Annotated in this window: 16 protein-coding genes; 2 read left to right on the top strand and 14 right to left on the bottom strand. The window is 34.4% G+C overall.

Annotation, left to right across the window (positions count from 1 at the left end; all coding sequences use genetic code 11):
• Nucleotides 1–204: 204 nt before the first annotated feature.
• The 4 genes from fabG to fapR are packed head-to-tail and all read right to left on the bottom strand — an operon-like array spanning nucleotide 205 to nucleotide 3,399.
• A complete protein-coding gene (gene fabG / locus BK821_RS08040) occupies nucleotides 205–939 on the bottom strand; it encodes a 3-oxoacyl-[acyl-carrier-protein] reductase (protein ID WP_046836223.1) in 735 nt (244 codons plus the stop codon).
• On the bottom strand, nucleotides 932–1,858 hold the full coding sequence (fabD, locus tag BK821_RS08035) for an ACP S-malonyltransferase (protein ID WP_046836222.1): 927 nt from the start codon (nucleotides 1,856–1,858) through the stop codon (nucleotides 932–934). The genes fabG and fabD overlap by 8 nt, the downstream gene beginning before the upstream one ends.
• Entirely contained in the window at nucleotides 1,851–2,837 is a 987-nt protein-coding gene (plsX, locus tag BK821_RS08030; RefSeq protein WP_046836221.1) for a phosphate acyltransferase PlsX, read from the bottom strand. The genes fabD and plsX overlap by 8 nt, the downstream gene beginning before the upstream one ends.
• Nucleotides 2,830–3,399, bottom strand: coding sequence for a transcription factor FapR (fapR, locus tag BK821_RS08025; protein WP_046836220.1), 570 nt, complete (start codon nucleotides 3,397–3,399; stop codon nucleotides 2,830–2,832). The genes plsX and fapR overlap by 8 nt, the downstream gene beginning before the upstream one ends.
• Before the next feature lie 328 nt (nucleotides 3,400–3,727).
• On the opposite strand from fapR, the gene BK821_RS08020 reads away from it, so the two are divergent.
• Nucleotides 3,728–5,302 carry a M4 family metallopeptidase gene (locus BK821_RS08020; RefSeq protein WP_063410188.1) on the top strand — a complete coding sequence of 525 codons (1,575 nt, stop codon included), beginning with the start codon at nucleotides 3,728–3,730 and terminating at the stop codon, nucleotides 5,300–5,302.
• A gap of 160 nt (nucleotides 5,303–5,462) precedes the next feature.
• Here the strand turns inward: BK821_RS08020 and recG are convergent, their stop codons facing one another.
• From recG to BK821_RS07995, 5 genes are all read right to left on the bottom strand, one after another.
• Complete coding sequence (gene recG / locus BK821_RS08015) at nucleotides 5,463–7,508, bottom strand: ATP-dependent DNA helicase RecG (RefSeq protein WP_046836218.1); 2,046 nt, start codon at nucleotides 7,506–7,508, stop codon at nucleotides 5,463–5,465.
• Between the two features lie 2 nt (nucleotides 7,509–7,510).
• On the bottom strand, nucleotides 7,511–8,380 hold the full coding sequence (sdaAA, locus tag BK821_RS08010) for an L-serine ammonia-lyase, iron-sulfur-dependent, subunit alpha (RefSeq protein ID WP_046836217.1): 870 nt from the start codon (nucleotides 8,378–8,380) through the stop codon (nucleotides 7,511–7,513).
• 14 nt (nucleotides 8,381–8,394) lie between these two features.
• Nucleotides 8,395–9,060 carry an L-serine ammonia-lyase, iron-sulfur-dependent subunit beta gene (sdaAB, locus tag BK821_RS08005; protein ID WP_046836216.1) on the bottom strand — a complete coding sequence of 222 codons (666 nt, stop codon included), beginning with the start codon at nucleotides 9,058–9,060 and terminating at the stop codon, nucleotides 8,395–8,397.
• 257 nt (nucleotides 9,061–9,317) lie between these two features.
• Entirely contained in the window at nucleotides 9,318–10,976 is a 1,659-nt protein-coding gene (gene fakA, locus BK821_RS08000; protein WP_046836215.1) for a fatty acid kinase catalytic subunit FakA, read from the bottom strand.
• Between the two features lie 15 nt (nucleotides 10,977–10,991).
• Nucleotides 10,992–11,363, bottom strand: a complete 372-nt coding sequence (locus BK821_RS07995) for an Asp23/Gls24 family envelope stress response protein (RefSeq protein ID WP_046836214.1) — start codon at nucleotides 11,361–11,363, stop codon at nucleotides 10,992–10,994.
• A 229-nt stretch (nucleotides 11,364–11,592) separates the two neighbouring features.
• Here BK821_RS07995 and rpmB point away from each other — a divergent pair, with 229 nt between their 5' ends.
• A complete protein-coding gene (rpmB, locus tag BK821_RS07990) occupies nucleotides 11,593–11,781 on the top strand; it encodes a 50S ribosomal protein L28 (RefSeq protein WP_002483503.1) in 189 nt (62 codons plus the stop codon).
• Between the two features lie 77 nt (nucleotides 11,782–11,858).
• Here the strand turns inward: rpmB and BK821_RS07985 are convergent, their stop codons facing one another.
• The 5 genes from BK821_RS07985 to BK821_RS07965 form a co-directional block, all read right to left on the bottom strand.
• On the bottom strand, nucleotides 11,859–12,494 hold the full coding sequence (locus BK821_RS07985) for a thiamine diphosphokinase (protein WP_046836213.1): 636 nt from the start codon (nucleotides 12,492–12,494) through the stop codon (nucleotides 11,859–11,861).
• A gap of 5 nt (nucleotides 12,495–12,499) precedes the next feature.
• Nucleotides 12,500–13,144 (bottom strand): ribulose-phosphate 3-epimerase, encoded by a 645-nt coding sequence (gene rpe, locus BK821_RS07980; protein WP_071331519.1) that lies wholly within the window; start codon nucleotides 13,142–13,144, stop codon nucleotides 12,500–12,502.
• Nucleotides 13,145–14,020, bottom strand: coding sequence for a ribosome small subunit-dependent GTPase A (gene rsgA / locus BK821_RS07975; protein ID WP_071331518.1), 876 nt, complete (start codon nucleotides 14,018–14,020; stop codon nucleotides 13,145–13,147).
• 309 nt (nucleotides 14,021–14,329) lie between these two features.
• The gene (gene pknB / locus BK821_RS07970) at nucleotides 14,330–16,366 is read right to left on the bottom strand and encodes a Stk1 family PASTA domain-containing Ser/Thr kinase (RefSeq protein WP_046836210.1); all 2,037 of its coding nucleotides are present in this window, start codon (nucleotides 16,364–16,366) and stop codon (nucleotides 14,330–14,332) included.
• Nucleotides 16,363–17,106 (bottom strand): Stp1/IreP family PP2C-type Ser/Thr phosphatase, encoded by a 744-nt coding sequence (locus BK821_RS07965; protein ID WP_046836209.1) that lies wholly within the window; start codon nucleotides 17,104–17,106, stop codon nucleotides 16,363–16,365. The genes pknB and BK821_RS07965 overlap by 4 nt, the downstream gene beginning before the upstream one ends.
• Nucleotide 17,107 lies beyond the last annotated feature (1 nt).

The following is a 17,107-nucleotide window of genomic DNA, read 5'->3' as shown; positions in this document are numbered from 1 at the left end:
CTAATTATAGACTTTTATATTTTCCCATTTTATCTATTGAAATACAAGTGGCAATTAGATGGATAAGTGTATATTTTCGCATATTATTGTAGTTTTAACCTTAACTTTATGTAGGTGATATACAATTAAATTAAGCGCTATAAATATTGTAGTAATCATATAACCAAATACCTTAACATGTCTTTATAGACATGCCGTAATTCTTTACATATACATACCGCCATTAACGTGAATTGTTTGGCCAGTAATATATTTTGCTTTATCCGATGCTAAAAAGGCTACGGTATTAGCAATATCTTTATCGTCTCCAAATCTTGCTAATGGAATTTGCTCTAACATTTGTGATTTTAACTCATCACTCAAAGCATCTGTCATGTCTGAAACAATAAAGCCAGGTGCTACAGCATTTACAGTGATACTTCTTGAAGCTAATTCTCTTGCAGATGACTTGGTTAAACCAATGACACCTGCCTTTGTTGCAACATAATTTGCTTGACCTGGATTACCCATGGCACCAACAACACTAGATAAATTGATAATTGCTCCACTTTTTTGTTTCAACATTTGTGGTGTTACTTTTTGTATACAATTAAACACACCTTTTAAATTTGTGTCGATAACATCGTCCCATTCTTGTTCTTTCATACGCATGATTAAATTATCACGTGTAATACCAGCATTATTTACAAGCACATCAACTGAGCCAAATTGATTAACTACTTCTTTAATCATAGTTTTGACTTCAGTGCCTACTGCAACATTCGCTTGAATTGAAAAGCTTTCTACACCCTTAGCTTTTATTTCTTCTACAACTGCATCTGCTTTATCTTTACTACCAGCATAGTTTACTGCGACATTATACCCTTCTTCGGCTAATTGGATGGCAATACTGCGTCCAATCCCTCTTGAAGCTCCGGTTACCAATGCACTTTTAGTCATTTTCATTCCATCCTTTCACATCTTCTAGTGTCTGAATTGAAGTTAATTTTACATCTCTATTAATCTTTTTAATTAATCCTGAGAGTACTTTACCAGGACCAATTTCAATGAAATGATCAACGCCTTGGTCGATAAGCCATTGTGTTGATTCAATAAATTGTACTGGCGAATAAAGTTGTTTAATCATATTAGATTTAATCACTTTTGCATCCGTTTCGCCTTTAGCGTGGACATTTTGTACTACTGGAAACTGAGCATCATGCCATTCAAACTGATCGATATATGTAGCGAAATCCGCCTCAATGACTTGCATCATTGAAGAATGGAATGGTCCAGATACAGCAAGTGGTAGTACACGTTTAGCGCCCATCGCCTTGCCTTCAGCTACAAGTTGATCGATTAACGTTTTATGTCCTGAAACAACGATTTGTCCTGGAGCATTAATATTGGCTGGTTCAATAATTTCATCTTCAGTAGATAGCTTTTGGCATATTTCTTCTACCGCTTCATAATCTAGCCCTAAAACGGCCGCCATACTACCAACACCATCAGGAAACGCCGCAGCCATCAATTGACCACGCTTACGCACAATCTTCACTGCATCTTCAAACGCAAGTACACCGCTTGCGACTAAACTCACATATTCACCCAAGCTATGCCCCATAGTATAATCTGCATCTAACTTTTCAAGTGCTTGTAATAGAGCAGAACTATGTGTTAATAAAGCTGGTTGTGTATTTTCCGTTTGACCTAATTTTTCTTCTGAATCTGTAAACATAGTTTCTAATATATCGAAGTCCATTTGTGTCTGGGCTTGATTAAGTATTTCTGTTGCTGCTTCATTATGTTCGTATAAATCATTTGCCATCCCGACTTTTTGTGAACCTTGGCCCGGGAAAATAATTGCTGTTTTACTCATTTCCTTCACCCACCGTTTCTTTCATTGTTTCAACAATCTTTTGTTCTCCAGCTATTTTAGCCTGGCGAATCGCTGAATAAAAAGCTTTCGCACTTGAACTACCATGCGCTTTGACTACAATACCATTCAATCCTAATAACACTGAACCGCCGTATTCTGCATAATCCATTTTTGTTGTTAAGGTATTTAAGTCTTTACGTAAAACAAGTGCAGCCAATTTATTTTTAAAGCTACTTAACAATGTTGTTTTAAGCATTTTACCTATGGATTTTGCTACGCCTTCTAAGTTTTTAAGAATCATATTTCCGGTATATCCATCCGTAACTACTACATCAGCTTCACCTGTCATTAGTGCTTTCGCTTCAATGTTACCAGTGAATTTAAAGTCTTGCTGTGCTTCCATTAGACTATAAGCTTTCTTCGTAAGTGTATTGCCTTTTGATGCCTCCGTACCAATATTCAATAAACTTACAGAAGGTTGTTGAACACCACGAATTTTCTGCGCATATATATTTCCTAGTTTTGCATATTGTAATAAGTGCTCGGCTTTTGCATCTGCATTTGCACCTACATCCATAAATACAAAGCCTTTACCTGAAATAGTAGGTAAAGTAACAACTAAAGCTGGTCGTTCTACACCTTTGATACGACCAACTATAAATAAACCAGCAGACATTAAGGCGCCTGTATTTCCGGCAGATACGCAGCCATCAGCTTCGCCAACTTTCACAGCCTCTGCCATTCGCACCATTGAACTATCTTTTTTACGTTTAATTGCTCTAACCGGTTCATCTTCCATGGTAATTTCTTCAGTACAATGACGTACTTCTACACGATCGTGATTGAGATTACATTGGGCTTGATTCCCAAATAATATTATTTCTAAATCTTTAAAATCATTTACAGCCTTTTTAACAGCTTCCAAAACGATTCCAGGCGCTTCATCTCCACCCATCATATCAATCGCTATTTTAACCATTTTGTTCATCCTCACTTATATAATACATTTTGAATGTACCTTGAAATACAATGCTACCTTTGACATAAGAATTTACATTGATCATATAGTATTTGTTTGTAATTTCAACAGCCTGTGCCTCCGCACGTACCGTATCATTTAATTTAACTGGTTTTAAAAACGTCACATTACTTTCTTTTGTTAATACAGTCGGTTTATGTATAAGTGCTACACATAGGGAGTTTGCTTGTGCAAACAGTACATGACCTCTAGCAATTTGATTTCTTGTAAATACTGAATCTTCATCAATTTCAATAATTGATGTTGCCTCTTGATCAGGTTGTACATTAATTACATCACCTATGATTTCACTACCATCAATTGAGCGAATATTTTCATGATTTTTTCTAGCTACTGATTTAATTCGCTTTCTTAACTCCGGAATATTTAAGTATTTACGATCTAGCCTAATAGTTTGAATACTTACGGAAAACAGTATACTTAAATCTAAATCAGTAATAAAGGGGTTTTTTTCAATTTCTTTTTTAATTGCATCGCGACGTTCTTGTTTTTTTAATTTCATACATTCAAACTCCCTTTTTAGTACCAAGTCTTAAACATTCCTAACACATCATAACACTTTCTTTTTATAATGCTCAACAAATAACACCACATTAACACATTCTTTTTATACTACTTTACGAAATTTTCATATAAATTGCTCAGCAACTCATTTTGAACCCTAAAATTAATATAATAAACATTCAATGTAATTTAATAATTACACTTTTATAAATTTTTAATATATTTAGAAATAGTTATTGATTTAAACTAATTTTAATTGCATAATGATGATTAATTAACAATTTAATAGATTTATTCGTTCCGCATATCATTCAGGAGGTTTTTAAATGAAAAAATTATTACTAACAACTTTGTTATCTAGTGCTACAATTGCTTTATTAAGTAACGTCACCGAGGCTGAAGCAAAAGAAGAGGCTCAGCAAACGATTGCTCCTCAACAATTAAAGCAGCTGGATAATTTAGAAATCAACAATGATCAAGATCCAGTGCGTATATTAAAAGAAAATGCTCAAAAACTAATTCAAGATCAAAATAAATCTCAAAATGAGAGTTATACGCGTTCAGCATTCGACCAATATAGTGTCGTTGATAAAGAACAAGATAAAACGGGCGCGACCCATTATACCCTTACCCCAAAGAAAGACAATATAACAGCAACTGATAGTAAAATTAAAATACATGTTAACAAAAATAACAAAGTTACTTTAATTAACGGAAATTTAGATAAACCAAAAATCGAACTGACAAACAACCAAAAACTAACAAAAAGTGATGCTGAAGACAAAGCTTTCCAAGCTCTCGGCATAGATAAAAGTGATGTAAGTAACATTAAAGGTTATCCAGTTATTAGCAATAATAAATTAGATATAAATAGTGATAAAAAGAAATTAATTTATAACGTGGAGATTAACTATATTCACCCTAAAGCTGCACATTGGAAAGTACAGGTTGATGCGAATACAGGTGAAATTATAAAAAAACAAGACTTAATTGAAAACGCTAGTGCAACAGGTAAAGGTACTGGTGTCAATGGCGATGAAAAATCACCGTTAAATATTTCTTCTGCGCTTGGTAAATACACGTTACATGATGTATCACAAGATGCTGAAATTGAAACACGCTCAGCAAATAGTACAGAAAATTTATCTTTACCAATCGTCAACAGTGACACTAATTTCGATAAAGAAGAACAACGCGCTGGCGTAGATGCACATTATTATGCTAATTCTGTTTACAACTATTATTTAGACAATTTTGGCCGTAATAGTTTAGACGGTAATGGCAGTAAAATTGACTCTGTAGTACATTATGGTAAACAGTACAACAATGCTGCTTGGACTGGTCAATACATGATTTATGGTGATGGCGATGGCAAACAATTTGCACCATTATCCGCTGCTAACGATGTCGTTGCACATGAATTAACACATGCTGTTACTGAACATACTGCTGGGTTAGAGTATCATGACCAACCTGGTGCATTAAATGAATCCTTCTCAGACGTTTTCGGTTACTTTAATGATCCAGAAGATTGGTTAATGGGAGAAGATGTATACACACCTGGAAAAGATGGTGACGGTTTAAGAAGTTTATCTAATCCAGAACAATATGACCAACCAGCAAATATGAGTGATTACTATCAAGGTACCGAAGATGAAGGTGGCGTACATATAAATAGTGGTATACCAAATAAAGCTGCATACTTAACAATCAAGTCTATTGGTAAAGATAAAGCCCAACAAATATATTATTTAGCTTTAACGCAATACCTAACACCGAATTCTCAATTCGTTGATGCAAAACTTGCACTTAAAGAAGCTGCAGACCAATTATATGGTGACAATAGTACTGAAGCAGATGCTATTGATAAAGCTTGGAATGATGTAGGCGTTACTGAATAACGACAACGCTTCTACTTTAAAATAAGTGCTGTAAAACTTCTAACTAAAAAAGGCATGAGCTTAAAGATGAAATTTAATTCTTTAAGCTCATGCCTTTTTATTTAATGTGCGATAGCTGTTACAGGTAATCAGCAGTTTCAATTAAGCGATATGTGTTAGATTAATCGAAACTCATATACAATAAATTTTCTTCGATAAACGTTCTTAATCTTTGATATTGTGGTTCAAAAAATACACCTGATTGGATTAATTCTGCCGCTTCATCTCTTGCCACTTCAAGCATTTTATAATCTTCTACTACATTGGCAACCAAGAAATCTGGCAAACCACTTTGTTTCACGCCAAAGAAGTCCCCTGGACCTCTCATTTCAAGATCACGTTCACTTAATTCGAAACCATCTGTTGTTTGAGTCATAATGTTCATTCGTTCTATACCGGTCTCAGTTTTAGGAGAAGCAATAAGTACACAATAGCTTTGTTGCTCACTTCTACCTACACGCCCTCTAAGTTGATGTAAAGTAGATAGGCCAAATCGATCCGCATCATATATCATCATAAACGTTGCATTCGGGACATTTACCCCTACTTCTACAACTGTAGTAGATACTAATACGTCAATTTCATGATTACTGAATTGTTGCATCACATTATCTTTCTCATCAGAAGATAATTTCCCATGTAACAATCCCACTTTATCCGTTCCATAATAAGCCTGTAATGATTCATACAAAGCAACTACGTTTTGAACATCTTCTAAATGCTCAGAACTTTCGATAAGCGGACATATCACATATGCTTGACGTCCTTTTTTTAGTTCTGAAGTCATTTGATTTAATACACTTTCATACGCTTCATGTTTCGACCATGACGTTATTATAGGTTTACGTCCTTTGGGTAATTGCTTAATCGATGAAACATCCATTTCACCGAATACAGATATTGCTAGCGTTCTTGGTATAGGCGTCGCAGTCATAAATAATACATTAGTCATAGCGCCCTTCTCCCGCAACAGCTGTCTTTGATTCACGCCGAAACGGTGTTGTTCATCAGTGATAACAAGTCCTACATTATTGAAAACAACATCATCTTGAATAAGTGCATGCGTACCAATAATACAATCAATCTCATTATTATTTAGTTGCTCCAATAATAATTTACGTTTTTTCCCTTTAACAGAACCGGTTAATAAGGCAACATTCATCCTATCTCCAAAGATTTCAACCAAACTTTCAGCATGCTGTTCTGCTAAGATTTCAGTAGGTACCATTAATGCCGATTGGAACCCAGCTGTTTTCAATGCATACATGCAAATTGCAGCAACAACTGTTTTACCCGAACCTACATCACCTTGTAATAAGCGATGCATGCGAAGCGGTGCTTTCAAATCTCTAAATATTTCATTCACACTATGCTTTTGTGCATCTGTCAGTTCAAATGGTAAACTGTCAATGAAATGCTTAACTAATTGAATATCATAATCAACTTCAATTGCTTCATCAGATGTTTTTTCTAATCGATTTAACCATTGCATTCTTAATTCAAACATGAACAATTCAGTAAATGCATATGTTCTACGCGCTTTGATTAATGAGGCTTTATCAGAAGCAAAATGCAAAGCGTTAATCGTATCTTCAAGTGATTCCAATTTATACTTTTGACGTAAATCATCAGTAAGCCACTCATGAATGGTTACATCATCCAAAACTTGGCGAATCATATCTCTTAACGGTTTTTGTTTAATACCTTCTTTAATCCGATAAACAGGCTCAAACTGAGCTTCTTCCATCATATTTTGACTAAAAAACATTCTATTTCCATTAATTTCTTGTTTACTTCTATTCCATTTACCTTTTACAGTAACTGTACCGTGTAATTCGATTTTCTTTTTCAAATAAGGTTGATTGAAGAAAGTGCACTTTACCGCAATGTTATTCACCATAATATGCACTGTTAACTTTGATTTATTACGACCAAAAAAAGCGACAGTAGGGGTTGAATATACCTCACCTACCACTGTCACTATCGCTTGGTCTTCAGCTTCATTCAAATCAATCACAGTATTATCTTCATAACGTGTTGGCAAATATAGAATCAAGTCTTCAACTGTATAAATATTAAGTTCATTAAGTACAGCTAAGCGTTTCGGTCCTAATCCTTTAATTTGGGATAAGGGAAATGGGCTATCTATTAAATTTACTTTTGACATGTTTAATCACCAAATATTTCTTGTTTTAGACGCTGACCCGTAGGCGTACCTGCTAAACCACCTCGTCCAGTCTCGCGTAAAGCTGATGGCATTGTTTGTCCAATTTTATACATTGCTTCAATAACTTCATCAGTAGGTATCCTTGAAGTCACACCTGCTAAAGCCATATCTGCAGAGACAATTGCATTAGAAGCACCTGCTGCATTACGTTTCACACAAGGTACTTCTACTAAACCAGCCACTGGATCACATACTAAACCTAGCATATTTTTCAAACAAATTGCAAAAGCTTCAGCTGATTGTTGTGGCGTGCCTCCTGCAAGCTCAACAGTTGCACCTGCTGCCATAGCTGCCGCAGAACCTACTTCTGCTTGACAACCTCCTGCTGCGCCTGAGATTGATGCGTTATTAGCAACTACGAAGCCAAATGCGCCTGCAGTCAATAAAAAGTTCAACATGTCTCTGCGTGTTGGTTCTAAGCGTGGTTTAAGTCCAAATAACACGCCTGGTACCACACCTGCAGAACCAGCAGTAGGTGTTGCGCAAATTTTACCCATCGCTGCGTTAACTTCATTTGTAGCTACAGCTTTACTCACTGCATCTAATAATGTCGGTCCTGATAATGATTTTCCTGATTTCAAATATTCTTTGATTAATACTGCATCTCCACCTGTTAGCCCTGTTGTAGATGTTACACCTGCTAGTCCTTCGTCAAGTGCATTCTCCATAGTTTGCAGGTTCTTATCCATATGTGCATAAACATCAGCTTCAGATAATCCTGTTACTTCCATTTCTTGCTCAAGCATAATTTCATGAATCTTTTTATCATTTGATTCACACATTGCTATTAATTCTTCCACACTTTTAAACATGTATTACCCTCCGTTTAGGCGTCTCCCATGAGTGATACCGTCACTACACCATCGACGTTCTTAATTTGATTTATAATTTCATCATTAATAGCATCATCTAATTCACAAGTCATTAATGCCTGGTCACCCTTTTCTTTTCTAGAAACTTGCATACTACCAACATTAATACTAGAATCTCCTAATATCTTAGCTACGCTCCCAATCGTGCCAAATGTATCTTTATGGAAGACAAGTAGTGCTGGGTAATTCCCACTAATAGCAATATTAAAGCCATTTATCGCTACTACCTCAATCTTGCCCCCACCTATAGATACGCCTTCAACAGAAATTTCCTTCTCTGCCGCCCGCATATTGATGATAGCAGTATTAGGATGTGATCTTTCTTCAGCCATTTCTATAAAATTCACTTTCATTCCTATCTCTTCAGCTGTTTGCAGACTCGTTTGTATTCGGTCATCATCTGTATCATAACCCAATAAGCCTCCTACCAATGCAACATCTGTACCGTGCCCTTTATAAGTTTCCATAAAAGAACCATAAAGATATATATCTACTTGTTTTGGTGTCTCATTAAATAAATCTTTCGCTACAAGTCCTATTCTTACTGCGCCTGCAGTATGAGAGGAGGAGGGACCAACCATTGTAGGACCAATAATGTCGAAAACTGTTTTGTATTTCATATTTATACCCCACTCTTATTTTTAATGTTTCTAATGTGTTGCGCTTTCATTTACATATGACGGTTTTATTATAACAAGATAGCTAGATATTATAAACTAAAACTGGTTGCCTTGTTAAAGTTGAAATGACAAGACAGCCACGAATAAGCATTCAACTTTATAATATAACTCAATTGCTTGGTTCACACAAAAATATACGTAATTAGATTTGATTCTCTAATTACGTATATTTAATCTATTGTTCATTTATGTTTCGTTTACTCCACAGAAAATAAATATGGATAAACTGGTTGTTGCCCATGGTGTTGATCAAGTTCAACCTCAGGATATGCCGACTCAATCCAAGATTCAATTTGTGAAGTTACAGCATCACTTGTATCTTCACCCACAATCATAGTTATAATTTCACTATCTTCATGAATCATTTCTGATAATAGACCTTTAACCGTTTCTAATAAATCTACATGACTGGTAACAATTTTATCTTCAATCAATCCCATGAATGCATCTTTTTTAATTTCAACGCCATCAATGGTCGTATCTCTTACAGCATATGTTACAGCACCTGAAGTAACAGCTTCAAGAGATTCAATCATTCGTGATTTATTATCAATGAGTGTATCTGATTCATCATAATTAAATAACGCTGCAATGCCTTGTGGAATGGACTTAGTAGGGATGACTACTGCTTCAACACCTGCGATATCTGCTGCCTGTTCACTTGCCATCATAATATTTTTATTATTGGGTAAAATAATTGCACGTTTACATTGAGATTGTTCAATTACTTTCACAATATCTTCAGTTGATGGATTCATAGTTTGGCCACCGCTAATAATATTTGTTGCTCCCATAGATTTAAATAATTCTGATATACCATCACCCATTGAAATTGTAATGACTGCTGTCTCTACAGTTTCAGTTTTAGAATTGGTAGCGTTACGTTGTGAAGTTTCTTCTTTTTTAACAACTTCTCGATGTTGTTCACGCATATTTTCAACTTTTAACTTAATGAGCTCTCCATATTGTTGACCATAATTGAATACATCACCTGGTGTTTCTGTGTGTACATGTACTTTGACTATCTCATCATCATTGATTACTAATAATGAATCGCCAAATTCGCTCATATCTTCTCTAAATATTTGTTCATCAAACGCTCTTTTGTTTTTATCAAAACGCACCATGACTTCAGTACAGAAACCATAAACAATATCTTCCGTGTTGATCACACCATGAAAATCATGCTCTTCATTCACTAATGAATCTTTATCTAGTTTAGGCGCTTCAGAACTAACTGTTTCCCCTTTCATAGCTTTAAGGAAACCTTCATATACCAAGACTAAACCTTTACCACCACTATCTACAACACCGACCTCTTTTAATACAGGTAATAAATTCGGAGTATTTTCAAGTGATTTTTCAGCTTCTTCTAAAACATAAGACATAAGTTCAATACAATCATCCGTCTCTTCTACCTTATGTATCGCTGCATCTGCTGCATCTCTAGCTACGGTTAATATTGTGCCCTCTACTGGTTTCATAATTGCTTTATATGCAGTCTCTACACCAGCTTTAAAACTCTCAGCAAGCTGGCGCGCATTAATTTCTTCATATGCTTCTAACTGTTTACTAAAACCTCTAAATAGTTGAGATAAGATAACACCAGAATTACCTCTAGCACCCATTAATAAACCTTTAGAATATGTTTTTCCAAGTTCACCGATGTGCTGAGATATATTATGCTCTATCGCTTCTCTGCCTGATGTCATCGTCAAATTCATATTTGTTCCTGTGTCACCATCTGGAACTGGATACACATTTAATGAATCAACCAAGTCTGCATGATTTGATAAATTTTGCGCCCCTTGTATAATCATCTCGGCAAATAATTTACCATTAATTTTGATAACCATTGTGCGTTTGTCCTCCTAGTTTTTCGTGCCGTTATTCACTCGTACACCCTGTACAAATATATTTATTGAATTAACTTTTACTTTTAATGTTTGTTCTAATGTATATTTCACTGTTGACTGTAAATTACTTGCTACTTCTGAAATTTTCGTGCCATAACTTACAATAATATACATATCTACATTTATCACACCATTTTCTTCTTTGACAACAATGCCTTTAGAGTAATTTTCATGCCCTAATATTTCAGCAATGCCATCTCTGACCTGTTGTCTAGAAGCCATACCTACAATCCCGTAACACTCAACTGCTTTGCTACCTACAACTGAAGCGATTACTTCGTTTGAAATATCTATACTACCATAATCATTCGTGATTTCTAACGTCATTTATTAGGGCCTCCTAGTTTATGGTTATAAAAATAGTCATTACACTATTTGTCTACTTAAGAAAATACTACATTTACCCACATTTTACAATTATATCATAATTAACCGCTAACAAAAATAATAAACATGAAAAATTGCAACTTCATATTGCTATATCAAATGAGATGTGGTACATTATTCAAGTATGTAGTAGATACGTGTATTTATATTTATTAAAGGAGGTACTTTCATGGGCAAACAATGTTTCGTAACAGGTCGTAAAGCTTCAACTGGAAACAATCGTTCTCACGCTTTAAATTCTTCTAAAAGAAGATGGAATGCTAACCTTCAAAAAGTTAGAATTCTTGTAGACGGAAAACCTAAAAAAGTTTGGGTTTCTGCACGTGCTTTAAAATCTGGTAAAGTAACTAGAGTTTAATAAATATAATGCACGAAAAGACCAGTCCTTATGTGGAGGAATGGTCTTTTTTTATGCTTTATTTCATTGTTTATCAATCAATCTTTACTTCTTATCATTAGTACATTGCCTTCTGAAATCTGCACTTCTCCCTCTACATTGTTTAATTCATTTGAAATCGTTAAAGTAGAACCTAACTTAAGCATTTCATTTTCCAAATTGTATTTAAACTTAGCTAATGATATAACTGTTGGATATGTAACAGGGATAAAAGATATATATGGATAATATTGACTATATTGGATCTGATGATTACCCTTTTTTAAAAATTGAATTTCATTACTTTCATCGATAATCTTAATACCAATATTCTGTTGAGTATATTCCGACTTTTCTAATGTCTGAAGCGCTCCCATAAAATGATCTAGTCTTCCTCCGGTTGCGCCATATACACAAATTTCCTTATACCCACTAGCTACAGCTTGTTCAATACCCAAAGCTAAATCTGTATCATTTTTTTCTGAGTTAAGTGGATTAATTGTAATATGTGATTCTATATAAGCTTTTTCTTCATTTGTAACAGAGTCAAAATCACCCACTGCAAATTGTGGAATAATTCCTGCTTCTATTAAAATTAGCGCTCCCCGATCTATACCTATCCAGTGAGTCTCTTTTTGTACCTGTAATATATCTTTCGGTAAATTTCTATCACCACATAACAAATTAACTTTCATCTATCTCAGCCTTTCAATATCTTGGTTACCTCTTTATAATCCTCATGTTTAAAAAAGTATGATCCTGCCACTAACATTGTAGCACCATGGCTTACTACAGATTCTACCGTTTCGTCATTAATTCCACCGTCTACTTCAATATCAAAACTCAAATTTAAATCATTTTTGATTTTTGATAATTTATCAAGTTTTTCTATAGATTCATTAATAAATGTTTGACCACCAAAACCTGGATTTACAGTCATTACTAAGACAAAATCCACCATTTTGATTATAGGTAAAATCGAACTCACCGGTGTCCCTGGATTGATAACTACACCTGCTTTTACATTCTTAGATAGAATTTGTTCTATCACTCTATGAATATGTGGTGTTGCTTCCACATGTACCGAAATCATATCAGCACCATGATCTGCAAATAACTCAACATATTTTTCAGGTTCTTCAATCATCAAGTGTACATCTATTGGTAAATGCGTTCCTTTACGTACCGCATCTAAAATTGGTAACCCGATAGAAATATTGGGCACAAATTGGCCATCCATAACATCGAAATGTACACCGTCTACCCCAGCTTCTTCTAATGCTGTTAATTCTTCTTGTAACTTTAAAAAATCTGTTGATAATAATGATGGATATAGCTTTACCACTTAATATCTTTCCTTTCTATTTGCAATTTCATTGAAAAGTTGTAAGTAATGGTCGTACCTGAACTGGGCAATATTTCCTTTTTTCAATTCAGCTTTAACATTACATTTCGGCTCTTTAACATGATTACAATCTCTAAATTTACAGTGTTCACCGTATTCATTGATTTCCATAAAATATTTTTTTATATCATCTTTTTGAATATGATCATAATCTAATGCACTAAAACCTGGCGTATCTGCAATAAAACCATGACTACGTTCAAATAGTTCTACGTGCCTTGTTGTATGACGGCCTCTATTTAATGATTTAGATATATGTTGCGTTTCTAACATTAATTCTGGATAATATTGATTTAATAGTGTCGATTTGCCTACGCCAGACTGTCCACTCAATACGGCTAAACCGTCTCCCCACTCTAAAAAGACTTTTTTTATATCATCGTGCATACTAATAAACTGTGTTTTATAACCCATTTCTTCATATACATTTAATAATTGAGATACTTTTTGTTGTGTTTCATCTGAAGCTAAGTCTTTTTTAGTCACTAGAATACGTGGTCGTAAATGGTATGAATGTGCAATGACTAAAAACCTATCCAATAATTGCGTTGAAAAATCTGGCTCAACCGCGCTCATCACTATAATCAGATGATCTACATTACTGACAGGTGGTCGTTTTATTTCATTTTTCCTACTATGCACATGATGAATATAACCTTCATTTACATTTTCTACTTCGAAGTCTACGACATCTCCAACAATTGGTGAAAATTTATTTTTTCTAAAAAGACCTCGCGGCTTAGTATCATACATTTGTCCTTTAACATCTACACGATACACGCCACTGATTGATTTAATGATGCGTCCTGTTTTCAATTAGGCACCCCTCTTTTAAAAGCTATTACGTTATATATTATAGCAAAGCAATTTTAATTTAAATATGATTTTAGGCTATTTCGAGTAAAATCCACTATTATATTTTCTAAAATAGTGAAAATGTTAATATACATATCACTTTAGTTTATTTTATATTAAAATAAAACACCATTTCGACAATTTATTTTGTCGAAATGGTGTTTATCTGTAAAGTGCAAAATTAGAGACACTAAACTCACTGCGTTCGTTGGTTCGCAAGTGTTTCACTTGCATAAGAGACACTAAACTCACTGCGTTCGTTAAGTGTCTCTAAAAATCATAGGGGATATCTTTATCTGCTACAATCTTATCATCAACGCGTATGGTATAGCCTGCTGTTTTACCTTTTTCAATTGTCATCGGTATTTTTATAGATTTATTATTCTTAATCTTGAATGTTTGTGAAGCTGAAGTTCCTTCATCGTCTTTATCTCTTACATATACCTTAACTTCTTGACTCTTGTCATCTTTACCTGTATATGGGATTTCATACGTTTCTGTATAATTCTTCGTTTGAGCTTCATCATCACTATCTTTTGCTTTGTCATCTTCTTCAGATTTCTTAGCATCAGTATCTTTTTTGGCAGCGCCTTTAGAAACTGTAAATTCAATAGTTGAACCTTCATCTACTTCTTCATCTTTAGGTGATTGGCTAATGATGCTATCTTTTTTAACTTTGTCGTCTTCTCGTTCTTCTGTAACTATAACTTTGAATCCTTTATCTTCCAACGCTGTCTTAGCAGAACTTAAAGGTTTCTTCTCATAGTTTTCCACATAAACTTGTTTAGTACCTAAAGATTCAGTTAATGTAATTTCACCGTTATTCATTTTAACTTTATCACCAGGGTTTACATTTTGAGCTTCAATAAGTCCTTTCGCCATATTATTCTTAGAATATGACTCTTCAACTTTGACATCTTTGATTCCTAACTTTTTAAGTTTCTCTAAAGCTTCATCTTTAGGTAAACCATATAGGCTAGGCATGTCTACCATTTCAGGTCCTTTAGATAATACAATATCAACCTTACTTCTTTGCTCTAATCGCTCACCTTTTTCAGGTGTTGTTTTAACAATTTTATTTTCTGAGTATTTATTGCTATACTCACGCGAAATGTCACCAAGTTCTAACTTATTATCTTTCAGAATGCTTTCAGCTTCTTTTTCAGTTTTCCCTGATAAGTCTGGCGTTTCTAAATATTTATTACCAAACATGCCCATTGCCATAAATCCAAATAAGCCAAATAATAACAACACTATAATCAAACTGTAAATAACTTTCTTTTTCTTGGAACGTTTTCGCGTCGCCGTTCCATAAACATGTTCTTCACTAGATTGAAATTGCTGCTGGTTGACGATCGGAATTTGCATCGTTTGTTTAATATTTTTCTCTTTATCTTCTTCACGAGCTTGATTAGCAATTTCCGCCTTATTAATAGGTACTGTTTTAGCATTTGCCTCATCTGATTGGTATATTGCTTCATCCTTACGACTATCAGCGAGCACACTATCTAAATCATTTTGCATTTCATTAACAGCGAGATAACGATCTGCTTTATCTTTTTCAGTTGCTTTTAATACCACATTACTTAAAGCTTGAGGTATGTCTGAACGTTTATCTGTAGCATTAGGCATTGGATCTTGAATATGTTTTATCGCAATTCCAACGGCCGTCTCTCCAGTAAATGGTGGTTTACCCACAAGCATTTCATACAATACGACACCTATAGAATAAATATCAGTACCGTTATCAGTCGACTCGCCTCGCGCCTGTTCAGGTGAAAGATATTGAACAGTACCTAATACATGATTGGTCTGAGTCATTGTCGTTTCGCTTAGCGCTTTAGCTATGCCGAAATCCAATATTTTCAATGTTTGATTCTCATCTACTAAAATGTTTTGAGGTTTAATATCACGATGAACAATTTGGTTATCATGAGCGTGCTTAATCCCATCAATAATTTGTTTAGTAAAATTCAATACTGTTTGAACGTCTAACGGTTTATGTTGTTTAATATATTCTGATAATGTTAGACCTTGTATGTATTCCATTACTAAAAAGAAGTTTTCATCATTCTCTGTCACATCAAATACATTAACAATATTATTATGTGATAGTTGAGTAAGATTATGTACCTCTCGCTCAAAACTTTTGATTGTTGTTTCTTTTTCACCAGCTGGAATCCTGATTGCTTTAATTGCTACTTTACGGTTGAGTATCGAGTCTTCTGCAAGATAGACAGTACTCATTCCACCGCCACCAAGCTTCTTACTCACTTTATAGCGATCATTTATTATCTTGCCTATCATACTTTATCACCTTCAATCTCAGCCAAAACTAAGCTTACATTATCATTGGTTTGGTGAGATAATGCAAGTTCTATTAAATTTTGACCATGTGTTTCCAAATCATCTTCTTGAATCAATGCATCTTGAATCATAGGATCACGTACAAAGTCAGTTAACCCATCAGAATTTAACATCAAATAATCATAAAATTTTATTTTTTTCACAAATATATCTGGTGTAACTAATTTATCAGTTCCCATGACTTTTGTGATGATATTGCGTTGTGGATGATTAATTGCTTCTTCAGCGCTAATTTGACCTATCATAACTAAATGATTCACAAATGAATGATCATTTGTAATTTGTTCAATCTCTCTACTATTTACTAAATAGGCACGTGAATCTCCAATATTCGCAACGACGATATAGTTATCAAAAATTAATGCACAGACACAAGTTGTACCCATACCTTGGTATTCTGGGTTTTCTACTGATTGTTGATATAATTCACGGTTAATATTTTTTAGTGTTTTGCGCAACCAAGTCTCAGCTTGTTCTGCCTCGATTAAATTTTCTTCTTCGAATCGACGTTGCAGTTCATTTGTTACGAATTGGCTTGCTACTTCACCTGCAAGATGTCCACCCATACCATCACAGAGTACTAGTAATTGTTGCTCTGTCTGGTTATAAAAAACACCACCTGCATCTTCGTTCTTATCACGATATTGACCCGTGTCAGTAAAAAATTGTGCTTTTAGCATG

Origin of the sequence: Staphylococcus sp. LCT-H4, from assembly GCF_001866145.1 — a bacterium.
Classification (GTDB): Bacteria; Bacillota; Bacilli; order Staphylococcales; family Staphylococcaceae; genus Staphylococcus; species Staphylococcus succinus.
The sequence above is the reverse complement of the archived record's forward strand: the minus strand, read 5'-3'. Positions and strand labels throughout refer to the sequence as shown.

Bases quoted from the DNA above. Each gene is read 5' to 3' on its own strand.
- sdaAA (WP_046836217.1), bottom strand. From the start codon at position 8,380: ATGTTTAAAAGTGTGGAAGAATTAATAGCAATGTGTGAATCAAATGAT.
- fakA (WP_046836215.1), bottom strand. From the start codon at position 10,976: ATGGTTATCAAAATTAATGGTAAATTATTTGCCGAGATGATTATACAA.
- BK821_RS07995 (WP_046836214.1), bottom strand. From the start codon at position 11,363: ATGACGTTAGAAATCACGAATGATTATGGTAGTATAGATATTTCAAAC.
- plsX (WP_046836221.1), bottom strand. From the start codon at position 2,837: ATGGTTAAAATAGCGATTGATATGATGGGTGGAGATGAAGCGCCTGGA.
- BK821_RS07985 (WP_046836213.1), bottom strand. From the start codon at position 12,494: ATGAAAGTTAATTTGTTATGTGGTGATAGAAATTTACCGAAAGATATA.
- rpmB (WP_002483503.1), top strand. From the start codon at position 11,593: ATGGGCAAACAATGTTTCGTAACAGGTCGTAAAGCTTCAACTGGAAAC.
- recG (WP_046836218.1), bottom strand. From the start codon at position 7,508: ATGTCAAAAGTAAATTTAATAGATAGCCCATTTCCCTTATCCCAAATT.
- BK821_RS07965 (WP_046836209.1), bottom strand. From the start codon at position 17,106: ATGCTAAAAGCACAATTTTTTACTGACACGGGTCAATATCGTGATAAG.
- fabG (WP_046836223.1), bottom strand. From the start codon at position 939: ATGACTAAAAGTGCATTGGTAACCGGAGCTTCAAGAGGGATTGGACGC.
- sdaAB (WP_046836216.1), bottom strand. From the start codon at position 9,060: ATGAAATACAAAACAGTTTTCGACATTATTGGTCCTACAATGGTTGGT.
- fapR (WP_046836220.1), bottom strand. From the start codon at position 3,399: ATGAAATTAAAAAAACAAGAACGTCGCGATGCAATTAAAAAAGAAATT.
- pknB (WP_046836210.1), bottom strand. From the start codon at position 16,366: ATGATAGGCAAGATAATAAATGATCGCTATAAAGTGAGTAAGAAGCTT.
- BK821_RS08020 (WP_063410188.1), top strand. From the start codon at position 3,728: ATGAAAAAATTATTACTAACAACTTTGTTATCTAGTGCTACAATTGCT.
- fabD (WP_046836222.1), bottom strand. From the start codon at position 1,858: ATGAGTAAAACAGCAATTATTTTCCCGGGCCAAGGTTCACAAAAAGTC.